We start from the raw sequence: 9963 nt of genomic DNA, 5'->3' as shown, positions 1-9963 counted from the left end.
CTCTCCTTACGGTGCAGGCCGCAGACCAGGGCACGCCTCAGCAGCAATGCCGCGATAGTCGGGATGGCCGGTGCGATGCTCTGGCGGTATGCCTTGCACGGCCTCCACCTCCCACGTCACAACCTCGTTGCAGTAGCGCAGGTGCAGGCTTTGCTCGTCAGCGGCATCTAAATTAGCGGCTAGCACCATGCTCAGGCCGAGCACCATCAGCGCGATTGCGCTAAGCGTTTTCTTGTTCATTGGGAACCTCCGGTATTTGCATCCAGTGGGTCACGTCACTGCTTTTAAAAGCTCGATCAACCATGCCGCCGTAACAGAATGCACAGCAGTCAACATCCATATTGACGGTGCAGGCTTCGTATTCACCTTCGCCCCAGTAACCAACTACCGGGCATTCTTCGTAAGCGATCGCCAGCAGTACGCGCTCGCCCTGGTTAGGCGTTGATTCGCTCGCTTTATTCCACTTCATCGGGTCACCTTCTTGATTAACTGGGGCGGGTAGCCAAGGCGCTTGGCCGTGGTGCGGGCCAAACGCAGGCCAAAAAAAACGCCCAGGTCAGGGCGTGGCGTGATGATGTCTCCGCGCTTCTCGCGGATCAGGTAGCGTGTGGTCATAGCTCCCATACCTCCTTGAGGCGCTTGGCGTCCTCGATCTCGGCGCGCATGTGGTCTGCCCGTATCCGTGCGCCGTAGAGACGCGATGCCGCGCACTCATTAGCGTGAAACGTGTCGGGGTCGTTGTGGCGGCGGGCAGTTTCAGTGCTGGTCATTGGTGCGCTCCAACTCGGCTATCAAACCGTCTGCGTACGAAGCGCTTTCGCGCCCAACCTCTCGGTCGTCTGGCGAGGCGCAGCCACCTCCCTCTCCGTCTGACCATGCAAGAATGGACAGATAGCCCTGCATCGCCTTGGCCGCCAGCTCTTGCCGTCGCGCCTTACGAATCAGAGCATCAAGCTCTTCATCGCCGCTTTCGGGTATGCGCAGGTCAATGCAGGCGCGTTCACGCTTGGTCATGCCTTCGTAATGGAACTCGCGATCACCGCAAGTTGAAAAACCGCCGCCTTCGCATGGCGAATCTGGAGTATCAAGATTTTTCATAAACACCTCTCTCAGAATTGGGCGCGCCGCCTGCGACTCTGCACCTATCGCAGTGCCAACTGTGGATGGGGTGCCAGGCAGCGCGGGAATGCAGCCGATGCAGCTGCATTCCAACTGGTAAGGATTTCTTGTGAGTTGCCAAAAAGGCCCGGCGGGGTGCCGGGCAAGTGCAGAGAGTGATGCAGTGGCCGGAGCTGATCCCGGTCGAGCCAGTTAACGGGTAATCCGAAAGGCGTCCCAATCGGTATTAATCGGCTCTCTTCACCCGCTTAGCCCACCAGCTATGGGCGTTCACTGCATCGAAATACTGCCTGGGCCTTCCCGCCGCCTCCCTGGTAGCGGGCAAGCAGTATTCCGATGCCGCCTGTATTCTCAGCCCAGGCGGCAGGCATTAAGTGGCACTGTCGCAGTTCCCGCGTCTTAGCTATCCTGAAGTTTCCACACACCAGGAGCTAAAAACGATGACAACAATCTCGGCGCGCTGCCCAGACTGCGGAAATACTGAGTTCAACATTCCCGATCATGACGACGAACAGGTAACCTGCACTGCCTGCCAATCGGAAATGGGTACCAAGCGAGCGTGCCTTGATCACTTAGATGCGGCCGCCAAAGAGCTTGGTGACAGCCTTCTTGGCGGCTTTGGCACTAGCGGCAAGGGATTCAGGAAACAATAACCGGCTCGCTTCTCACCCTGTTGGCCAGCTCGTGCAAATCATCGCTACTGATCTGATCTGCCGTACTGGCCAGCTCATCAATCCGCTTCGCTATGGATTCTTTGGTGGCGAATACCGCTACCGACTCATCTACTGCTACCGATATTCTTGATTTCGTGCTCATAACGCCCTCCTGTGTAATTCGTGGAGCGCCCTGTGTGCTGCCGATCACCCGACTACTTCACGCCGCGCTAGCAGCGGCGATTCAATCGCTATGCCCGCACTGAGCTAGAGCGCTCCCGAATGCCCACTCTTGCGAATGGGCTAAGCCGGTACTGACCCCGGCGTGGTCTTTATCCAACGTGGGCTCGCTACGCCCGGTTGCCAACCGCTTCCCCACGTCTGTTAGGGGCCGCCCCGCTTGGGTATCGCTGGAATCACCTAGCCTGTAGGTGGATGCATTGGCCCAAGCACCGGGGGATCGCAGATTATGTAAAGAGCGCTGGCCGGGCTGTCTGTTTCGCTGTGCGTCAGTGCCGCTGCCATGACTCAAACTATACAAGACAAACTTGTAATTGCAAGCGTGAAAACAAGCAAATCCAGCAATAAAACAAGATTTGATTGTAAGGCTATGAATTTCAGACGAAAAAAAACCGCCAAGAAAAGGCGGTTATTACAAGAAAGGCTGGTTAGGCGAAGGTTTCCCACCAAAAGACTCGGCCAATAATCCTTGGCGCTTCAGGGTCATCCATGGAATAGACCTCTTCGGGAAACTCCAGGTCGTTTTCGCTAACAACGCGCATCCTATTGAGAGGCAAGCGATATAGCTTCTTGATCCGAAGCATTCCGTCATGGTCGAGAGCATAAATCCGGCCATCAATGATATGGCGGCATCCCTTATCAATACCGATCGGAGAACCATCCATGATGACGGGCTCCATGGAATTGCCCGATATAGTGGCGCAAGCCGCATTTTGGGGCTGCACATTTGCCTTGGCTAGGCGCTGCAAGCTGAATCGCATGCTGTGACCATGATTCTCTACTACCTGCGTCCTGCCGTTCCCCGCAGCCATTTCCACTTCTCGGAAAAACGGAATCTCAATTTCTCCAGTAGCCAGTGGGGCTTCATCCTCATATAGCTCTGTCGGATGAAGAACGGCGTCGCTGCCAGCAACCTCCAACATCTCCCCCTGCTCAAGCATTAGCCATTGAGAGCGGACGCCGAGGCATTCAGCGAGATCGGTGACACGCTTGTGTCTTGGCATAGTGCCGCCAGATTCCCACTGCTGAACCGATTGAGGTGACACGCCCATCTTTTCGCCGAGCTGCGTCTGCGTCAAGCCGCGTCGTTCTCGCGCCTTCCTAAGTCTTTCGTGAAATTCCATGGGCTTTCTCAAGGTGCTTCTTGGAGTGATGTACGCCTCTAGAAGCGTACAAGCATCGCTTGTGTGCGAGCAAACAAGATCGGCTTGTAAAGTGCTTGTCATGGGTTTATCCTTTCTACAAGAAATTCTTGGAGTAAAGCCAATGAAGCCCAAAAAGGCCTTGGAAAAGGCATTAAAGCAAGTCGGCAGCCAAAGCGCCTTGGCGAAAGCCTGTGGCGTAAGCCAGCAAGCCGTTCAGCAATGGTGTGACTCCGGCAAGGTTCCTGCTGCCCGCGTCCAGTCTGTCGTGGCTGCTTGCTCTGGAGCCGTCTCTGCCGTGGATCTTCGGCCCGACATTTTCGCCGAGCGATCAGTCGCCTAACCACACCCCTATCTTAGCGCCCCGGCAAAGCCTGGGTAGGTTCCAGAAAGAGCGAGTTTCATACATGGATAAATTGACAGCAATGATTCAGGCGGTGGCAGAGGACTACGGCCACAAACGCCTCGCTGATGACCTGGGCTGCTCCTACAACGGCCTGCTGAATCAGCTCAACCCGAACAACGACCGCCCGATCTCGTTGCGCAAGTTCTGGCAGATGGCGCGATTCACCAAAGACCCGCGCTTGGTGGAAGCGCTGCTGGACGAGATGGGCATGGTGGCCACGCCTGTCGCTCAAGAATTCAGCGACATCGAGGAAGAAATCAAGGAATTGCTGATGGACCAGCACGAGGTCATTGCTGGCTTTGTGGCAAAGATCCGCACCGCCAAGGCAGACGGTGTGATCTGTGACAAGGAGCTGGCCGAAATCCGCAACTACCGGAAGGAGGTGGCCGTAAAGGCAAACACGGTCATGAGCCGCATCGAGGCGATGCACAAAAACGGGACGACCACCCTAGCGGCGGTCAAGTAATGAAAAAGCCCACGGAAGCTGGGGAGCCTGTGGGCCATTCACTGGAGATTCACAAAATGAATGAACTAACTGTAAACGCAACCGAGCAAAACAGCAAGCCCACGATGAGCAGCCGCGAAATTGCGGAGCTGACTGGTAAGCGCCATGGCGATGTTATCCGCGACATTCGCACGATGATTGAGCAGATTGGGGATGACGCAGATTTGCGTCATGTGGTCGACGTAAAAGACCCGCGTGGTTACACCGCTGAGTTCCTGCTTGATCGCTACCACACCGAAGTTCTGGTGACCGGCTATGACGTTAAGCGCCGCGCTGCCGTTATCAAGCGCTGGTTTGATTTAGAAACCGGTGCCGCAAAACCTGCATTCCAAGTGCCGCAGTCAATGGCCGAAGCTCTCCGCCTCGCTGCCGACCAAGCCGAGCAGATCGAACAGCAGCAGGCTCAGATCGAAGCCGCCAAGCCCGCCGTGGAGTTCGTTGATCGCTACGTTAGCGCCGATAGCGGCAATAAGGGCTTCCGCCAAGTCGCCAAGTTGCTCAAGGCCAACGAGCGCGAGCTGCGCGCCTTCCTGAGTGACCACAAGATCATGTACCGCCTTTCCGGCGAGTGGATGCCCTACCAGAACCATATCGACGCTGGCCGCTTTGTGGTTAAGACCGGTGTGGCTGAAAACGAGCACGCCTTTAACACCGCTAAATTCACGCCCAAGGGGATTAACTGGCTTGACAGCCTTTGGAATGGCCAGTCTAAAGAGGTGGCGGCATGAGTGTAGAAGCAATGAGCTGGGCGATGAACCAGCAAATCGTCACCGACTCCGGCGCTCGATTCGTGCTCGTGGGCCTGGCCAACCACGCCGACAAGCACGGTCGTCACGCTTTCCCGTCGAATGCCACCCTGGCTGAATACACCGGCCTGACGGGGCGTACAGTCACGCGCAAGATCAACGATCTGCTGTCGGCAGGCGTCATCAAGATGGGCAACCAAGCCATCGCTGCCGCTCATATCGAGCGTGCCGATCAGCGCCCCGTGGTCTACGACATCATCATGTCTGACCTCCCTCAAAAGCGGGGTGACAGGAAGTCATCCCGTAAGCAACGGGGTGACACTGGTGCAGCAACGGGGTGTCATTCTGACATTAACGGGGTGACATCTGTGCATGAACGGGGTGACACAGTGTCACCCGAACCGTCCTTTGAACCATCCACTGAACCATCCAGTGAACCAGTTGCGCCGGGGGCTTCGCCCGCCGATCGCGACCTGATCGGCGAGGTGGTCGAGGATTCGCCTCAGCGTGACGAGCCCCGCGTCGCCATCCCTGCCGACATGCCCGGCCCCAAGGATCAGGGCTGCAAAACCTTCAAGCCCTGGGCGAACTACGCGGTGACCTACCGCCGCCGCTACAGCGTGTGGCCGATCTGGAATGCCAAGGTCGCCGGTCAGCTCAGCCAACTGGTGGACCGTGTGGGTGCAGGCCTCGCCCCCGGCGTGGCCGCGTACTACCTGAGCATGAACTCGCAGTTCTACGTGACCAAGGGGCATCCCGTGGGCGCGCTGCTCAACGATTGCGAAACCATCGCCATGCAAATGCAGACCGGCAGCCAGATGACGCAGACCCGCGCCCGCCAGATGGATTCGACGCAATCCAACTTGAGCAACGTTGACGAAGCTAAGCGCCTACTGGCGTCTGGCTGGGGAGACGACTGATGCTAAGCAAACACGATGCCGAAGCCCTGCTAGAACAGCTCTACGCCACCGCCGAAGTGCTGGGTAGCGAGATCAAGCCAGCCGCTGCAACGCTGATGATTCGTGATCTGCGCGAACACCAGCGCACAGAGATTGAGCAAGCTCTATCGCGCTGCCGTTCTGAACTGACAGGCCGCATAACCCTGGCCGCCATCCTTGAGCGGATGCCAAGTGCTAACGAGTTTTTATCACCCAATGAAGCCTGGGCGCTTGCCCTGAGCGGGGAAGACGATATGGATACCATCGTCTGGACTGAGGAAGTGGCCGCTGCTATGGGCGTTGCACGACCAGTGCTGGATTTAGGCGACAAGGTAGGCGCTCGCATGGCGTTCATTGGCGCGTATGAGCGCGAGATTGCACAAGCCAAGGCTGAGGGTCGCAAGCCAAAGTGGACGGTATCGCTAGGCTACTCGCCTGAGCGCCGCCAGGACGCTATCAGCGAGGCGGTCAAGATGGGGCGCTTAGAAGCGCCGAAAGTAGAGCGCCTACTGCCCGCGCCGCATGGCTTCAAAGAAGCAGACAAGGGCGCTAGCGAGGAAGAAAAAGCGAAGGTAAACGCCAATATCCGCCAGCTTCGGGAAATGCTGAACGATGACGGACAAACCAAGGCTGATGCCGAAGAGGAGCGCCGCCGCCAGCTGGAGATTCGCCGCCAGGAGTTGCTGCAGCAGGCCGATGATCGTCAGCGAGGTGTCGCATGAGCCCCTCTATCAACTACACCCCCGACCAGCTCAAATGGCTGCGCAACCAGGGCATCGTTCCGCATGAAGCGCTAGAAAGCGGCACCGTTCCCTGCACCACCTCACGCGGCGAGCGTTACTACACGGCAAGCGACCTAGTGCAGATGGCTAAGCCTGGGTTTATGGATCGCTTCACGGCCTGGATTGGAGGTGCGGTATGAGATACGGCAGCGTTTGCAGCGGCATCGAAGCCGCATCAGTAGCCTGGGAGCCGTTAGGCATGAAGCCAGCATGGTTCTCTGAAATTGAAGCCTTCCCTAGCGCGGTACTGGCTCACCACTGGCCGGACGTTAAGAACCTGGGCGATATGACCAAGATCGGTCGCCGTGTCTTGCTGGGCGAAATTGAGGCACCTGACGTGCTGGTAGGCGGTACACCCTGCCAAGCGTTCAGCGTAGCGGGGATGCGGGAAGGTATGGCCGATGAGCGTGGCCAGCTAACAATGAAATACGTGGAGCTAGCCAATGCAATCGACACTGTTCGAATTCGAGCCGGAAACCCCGAAACCGTCATCGTCTGGGAAAACGTCCCAGGCGTCCTCAGCGACAAGCAAAACGCCTTCGGATGTTTTCTTGGCGCGCTCGCTGGGGAAGACTGCGAATTGCAGCCTTCAGGGAAGAAATGGACGAACGCTGGTTGTGTGTATGGACCCCAAAGAGCAGTCGCATGGCGGGTTCTTGACGCCCAATATTTCGGAGTGGCCCAACGACGCCGCCGTGTGTTCGTTGTCGCAAGTGCTAGAGCAGACTTCGATCCCGCAGCGGTACTTTTTGAGCCCGCGAGCCAAAGCAACGACCTTGAAGGAATTGTTAAAAAAGCGCGGGGGTACACTTCACTCACTACAAGAACGGCGGGTATTAACAACTGCCGAGGCATCGCTATTGCTGAAAAAGATGGCCGAGTAAGACGCCTTATGCCTTCCGAAGAGGAAAGGCGCCAAGGTTTTCAGCCAGGTCATACAGCAGTCACCTACCGCAATAAACCTGCCGCCGATGGCCCGCGCTATAAAGCGATTGGAAACTCGATGGCTGTTCCCTGCATGGCTTGGATTGGCTCTCGGCTAACTGCGCTTATGGGAGGTACGGCATGACCTTCGTAGAAACATGGTCCCGCGCTGACCTCGACTTTTTGACCGAGACCTACCCGGACCCCAAATGGCGGCCCAAGCTGATCGCCCAAAAGCTGGGCGTCAAGCCGAGCCGCGTCTATCAAAAGGCGCACTACCTGGGGCTGGCCCGCCCTGCCCGCCGTCGCCTGGATTGGGGCCGCATTACAGAGCTGCGGGCCAAGGGCGCGAGCCTCGACGGCATCGCCGCAACCATGGGCTGTAGCCGTGGCGCCGTACAAGGCGCGCTGCGGGCAATGGCTGAACAGGAGGTGGAGCATGGGTAAGGCGCTTACGTACACCATCCGCACCTTCGAAGACATGCAGGGCACTTTGGCCCGCATTTCCAGCGCCATCGGGCGAGGCATCGAGCGCGCACCGGTGGAGGTATCGCTTCGTCATCAGGACGGCAAGCGCACGCTCGATCAAAACCGCAAGCTCTGGCCGATGCTGACCGACGTATCCCGCCAAGTGCAGTGGCCCATCAACGGCGCCATGGGCTATCTGCCGCCAGAAGACTGGAAAGACATCCTCACCGCTGGCCTCGATAGCGAGCAGCGCGTGGCCCCCGGCATCAACGGCGGCTTCGTCATGCTGGGCAAGCGCACAAGCAAGATGCGCAAGGCTGAGTTCGCCCAGCTCATTGAGCTGATCTATGCCTTCGGCAGCCAGCACGGCGTCCAGTGGTCGGAGCCTGCGCTGGCCATATATGACGAGTATCGGGAGGCGGTGGTATGAGCAGACGTTTGTTTATTTCGTTCAGCGGGGGCGAAACCAGCGGATTCATGGCTCAGTGGCTGCTTGCCAATAAAGCGCATGAATACGACGAAATAGCATGCTTGTTTGCGAATACTGGGCAAGAGAATGAGGAAACGCTTCGTTTCGTCCAGCGCTGCGATGAGGCGTTTGGACTGAATGTCGTTTGGCTGGAAGCCGATATTGATCCGGAAAAGCGCGAGGAAGGCGGCTTTCGCGTCGTTGATCACGCTACCGCAAGCCGCAAAGGCGAGCCGTTCGAGAGCATCATCCAGGCCTACGGCATCCCCAACCCTGACTGGCTGCATTGCACGCGAGAGCTAAAGACGCGGCCTATGACTAAATACCTGCGCTCTATTGGCTGGGAATCAGGTAGCTACGACACCGCTATCGGCATCCGTGCAGACGAAATCGACCGGATTGATCAAAAGGCAACCGGCAAGCGCTTCCTCTACCCGCTGGTCACTGATGTCGAGATGACCAAACCAAGGGTTAACCGCTATTGGTCAGAGCAAAGCTTTCGGCTCCAACTCAAAGGCTACGAAGGCAATTGCGCTACGTGTTGGAAAAAGAGCATGCGCAAGCTGCTAACGATTATGCAGGAGAATCCAGAACGCTTCGATTTTAACGACCGGATGGAAAAACTTTATGGTCATGTTCACCCCCCAGGGCATGAGGATCGCGTGTTCTTTCGTCAGCACATGAGCACACAAGACCTGCGGGAGATGGCTTCCAAGGGAGGTTTTGCACCTGCGGTAGATGATGCGCGGATATACGAAGATCAGCTCGATTTTGGCTTTGATCTTGATGCGTCTAATGGCTGCTCTCAGTCGTGCGAGATCAACTTCGAGGAGGCCGCGTGATGCTTAAGCGAAAAACTCCCCTGCGCGCCAAGACGCCCATGGTCCGCAAGCCAATTAAGCGGAAGACAGCGCGCAAGAAGAGCACCGACAAGCGATGGCGTAGCGAGCCATACCTCGCGTTTGTCCGCTCGCTGCCGTGCTGCAACTGCCAGGGTCCAGGTCGCGACCCGCACCACGTCATCGGCCTGCATTGGGGGCTGTCTGGCCAGGGGCTGACCGCGCCGGACAGCTTCGCCATGCCTTTGTGCCGATCATGTCATAACGAGGTCCACGCCTCGCCCGATCTTCAGCGCATGCAGCCTGACTGGCTGCGTCAAACGCTGCGCGCTGGCCTGTCGCAATTCACCGGCGCCGATGCTGAGCAGCTATTGCACGCCCTCGCCTTTATCGAAGCCAAGGAGGCTGTATGACCGCCCTATGGACCATCCCCGCCCTGCTGTTGATCGGCGCCCTGCTGTTGATCGCGTTCACGGCGTTCATTTTCAAAGACCTGGATGACCAGGGCGAGCCGATGGAGGACGAGCAGTGATCACGATTAGTAGCAAGGCCGGGCAGCGGCTGGCGAAGGCACGGCATGCAGAGCGTGTTGCAATGGAGCGCTTTCAGATAAGCGAGGCGCAGGGTGATTTTTACGCTTGGCAGGACGCGAAGGAAGAGACTCAAAAGGCTGCGCTTGTTCTATGTGACGAGCTGATCGCCAACGGACACCACGAAGCGGAGGGCGACTAA

Annotated in this window: 21 protein-coding genes; 14 read left to right on the top strand and 7 right to left on the bottom strand. The window is 57.6% G+C overall.

Annotated features, from left to right (window positions below; genetic code table 11):
• Positions 1–6 precede the first annotated feature (6 nt).
• The 5 genes from RVM26_RS05020 to RVM26_RS05000 are packed head-to-tail and all read right to left on the bottom strand — an operon-like array spanning position 7 to position 1098.
• Positions 7–240, bottom strand: coding sequence for a hypothetical protein (locus tag RVM26_RS05020; RefSeq protein WP_498941216.1), 234 nt, complete (start codon positions 238–240; stop codon positions 7–9).
• Positions 221–469, bottom strand: coding sequence for a DUF551 domain-containing protein (locus RVM26_RS05015; RefSeq protein WP_498941214.1), 249 nt, complete (start codon positions 467–469; stop codon positions 221–223). Before RVM26_RS05015 ends, RVM26_RS05020 begins: the two co-directional genes overlap by 20 nt.
• A complete protein-coding gene (locus tag RVM26_RS05010; RefSeq protein WP_498941212.1) occupies positions 466–615 on the bottom strand; it encodes a hypothetical protein in 150 nt (49 codons plus the stop codon). The genes RVM26_RS05015 and RVM26_RS05010 overlap by 4 nt, the downstream gene beginning before the upstream one ends.
• Positions 612–770, bottom strand: a complete 159-nt coding sequence (locus RVM26_RS05005; RefSeq protein ID WP_498941210.1) for a hypothetical protein — start codon at positions 768–770, stop codon at positions 612–614. The genes RVM26_RS05010 and RVM26_RS05005 overlap by 4 nt, the downstream gene beginning before the upstream one ends.
• Positions 757–1098, bottom strand: coding sequence for a hypothetical protein (locus RVM26_RS05000; RefSeq protein WP_498941208.1), 342 nt, complete (start codon positions 1096–1098; stop codon positions 757–759). The genes RVM26_RS05005 and RVM26_RS05000 overlap by 14 nt, the downstream gene beginning before the upstream one ends.
• 461 nt (positions 1099–1559) lie before the next feature.
• Here RVM26_RS05000 and RVM26_RS04995 point away from each other — a divergent pair, with 461 nt between their 5' ends.
• On the top strand, positions 1560–1772 hold the full coding sequence (locus RVM26_RS04995) for a hypothetical protein (protein ID WP_498941206.1): 213 nt from the start codon (positions 1560–1562) through the stop codon (positions 1770–1772).
• Here RVM26_RS04995 and RVM26_RS04990 read toward each other — a convergent pair.
• Positions 1759–1935: a hypothetical protein gene (locus RVM26_RS04990; protein ID WP_498941204.1), complete on the bottom strand. Its 177-nt coding sequence runs from the start codon at positions 1933–1935 to the stop codon at positions 1759–1761. The two genes, RVM26_RS04995 and RVM26_RS04990, sit on opposite strands and share 14 nt — an antisense overlap.
• Before the next feature lie 505 nt (positions 1936–2440).
• Entirely contained in the window at positions 2441–3136 is a 696-nt protein-coding gene (locus tag RVM26_RS04985) for an XRE family transcriptional regulator (protein ID WP_498941202.1), read from the bottom strand.
• Between RVM26_RS04985 and RVM26_RS04980 the strand changes: the two genes are divergently transcribed.
• The 13 genes from RVM26_RS04980 to RVM26_RS04920 all read left to right on the top strand — a co-directional run bounded on the left by RVM26_RS04980 (position 3135) and on the right by RVM26_RS04920 (position 9963).
• The gene (locus tag RVM26_RS04980; protein ID WP_498941200.1) at positions 3135–3497 is read left to right on the top strand and encodes a transcriptional regulator; all 363 of its coding nucleotides are present in this window, start codon (positions 3135–3137) and stop codon (positions 3495–3497) included. The two genes, RVM26_RS04985 and RVM26_RS04980, sit on opposite strands and share 2 nt — an antisense overlap.
• Positions 3498–3561: 64 nt before the next feature.
• Positions 3562–4026 (top strand): phage regulatory CII family protein, encoded by a 465-nt coding sequence (locus RVM26_RS04975; RefSeq protein ID WP_498941199.1) that lies wholly within the window; start codon positions 3562–3564, stop codon positions 4024–4026.
• Positions 4027–4082: 56 nt separating this feature from the next.
• Positions 4083–4793: a phage antirepressor KilAC domain-containing protein gene (locus RVM26_RS04970; RefSeq protein WP_498941197.1), complete on the top strand. Its 711-nt coding sequence runs from the start codon at positions 4083–4085 to the stop codon at positions 4791–4793.
• Complete coding sequence (locus RVM26_RS04965; protein WP_498941195.1) at positions 4790–5731, top strand: helix-turn-helix domain-containing protein; 942 nt, start codon at positions 4790–4792, stop codon at positions 5729–5731. Before RVM26_RS04970 ends, RVM26_RS04965 begins: the two co-directional genes overlap by 4 nt.
• Positions 5731–6471 (top strand): hypothetical protein, encoded by a 741-nt coding sequence (locus RVM26_RS04960; protein ID WP_498941194.1) that lies wholly within the window; start codon positions 5731–5733, stop codon positions 6469–6471. Before RVM26_RS04965 ends, RVM26_RS04960 begins: the two co-directional genes overlap by 1 nt.
• Positions 6468–6671 (top strand): hypothetical protein, encoded by a 204-nt coding sequence (locus tag RVM26_RS04955; RefSeq protein ID WP_498941192.1) that lies wholly within the window; start codon positions 6468–6470, stop codon positions 6669–6671. Before RVM26_RS04960 ends, RVM26_RS04955 begins: the two co-directional genes overlap by 4 nt.
• The gene (locus tag RVM26_RS04950) at positions 6668–7600 is read left to right on the top strand and encodes a DNA cytosine methyltransferase (protein WP_498941191.1); all 933 of its coding nucleotides are present in this window, start codon (positions 6668–6670) and stop codon (positions 7598–7600) included. The genes RVM26_RS04955 and RVM26_RS04950 overlap by 4 nt, the downstream gene beginning before the upstream one ends.
• Positions 7597–7902 (top strand): hypothetical protein, encoded by a 306-nt coding sequence (locus RVM26_RS04945; RefSeq protein ID WP_498941189.1) that lies wholly within the window; start codon positions 7597–7599, stop codon positions 7900–7902. The genes RVM26_RS04950 and RVM26_RS04945 overlap by 4 nt, the downstream gene beginning before the upstream one ends.
• A complete protein-coding gene (locus RVM26_RS04940; protein WP_498941187.1) occupies positions 7895–8353 on the top strand; it encodes a NinB/YbcN family protein in 459 nt (152 codons plus the stop codon). Before RVM26_RS04945 ends, RVM26_RS04940 begins: the two co-directional genes overlap by 8 nt.
• Positions 8350–9234 (top strand): adenine nucleotide alpha hydrolase family protein, encoded by an 885-nt coding sequence (locus RVM26_RS04935; RefSeq protein ID WP_498941185.1) that lies wholly within the window; start codon positions 8350–8352, stop codon positions 9232–9234. The genes RVM26_RS04940 and RVM26_RS04935 overlap by 4 nt, the downstream gene beginning before the upstream one ends.
• Positions 9234–9644, top strand: coding sequence for a DUF968 domain-containing protein (locus tag RVM26_RS04930; protein WP_498941183.1), 411 nt, complete (start codon positions 9234–9236; stop codon positions 9642–9644). Before RVM26_RS04935 ends, RVM26_RS04930 begins: the two co-directional genes overlap by 1 nt.
• Entirely contained in the window at positions 9641–9763 is a 123-nt protein-coding gene (locus tag RVM26_RS04925) for a hypothetical protein (RefSeq protein WP_498941181.1), read from the top strand. The genes RVM26_RS04930 and RVM26_RS04925 overlap by 4 nt, the downstream gene beginning before the upstream one ends.
• Complete coding sequence (locus RVM26_RS04920) at positions 9760–9963, top strand: hypothetical protein (RefSeq protein WP_498941179.1); 204 nt, start codon at positions 9760–9762, stop codon at positions 9961–9963. The genes RVM26_RS04925 and RVM26_RS04920 overlap by 4 nt, the downstream gene beginning before the upstream one ends.

Source organism: Halomonas sp. KM072 (genome assembly GCF_050710315.1).
GTDB lineage: Bacteria > Pseudomonadota > Gammaproteobacteria > Pseudomonadales > Halomonadaceae > Vreelandella > Vreelandella hamiltonii.
This window is presented reverse-complemented; position numbering and strand designations above follow the sequence as displayed.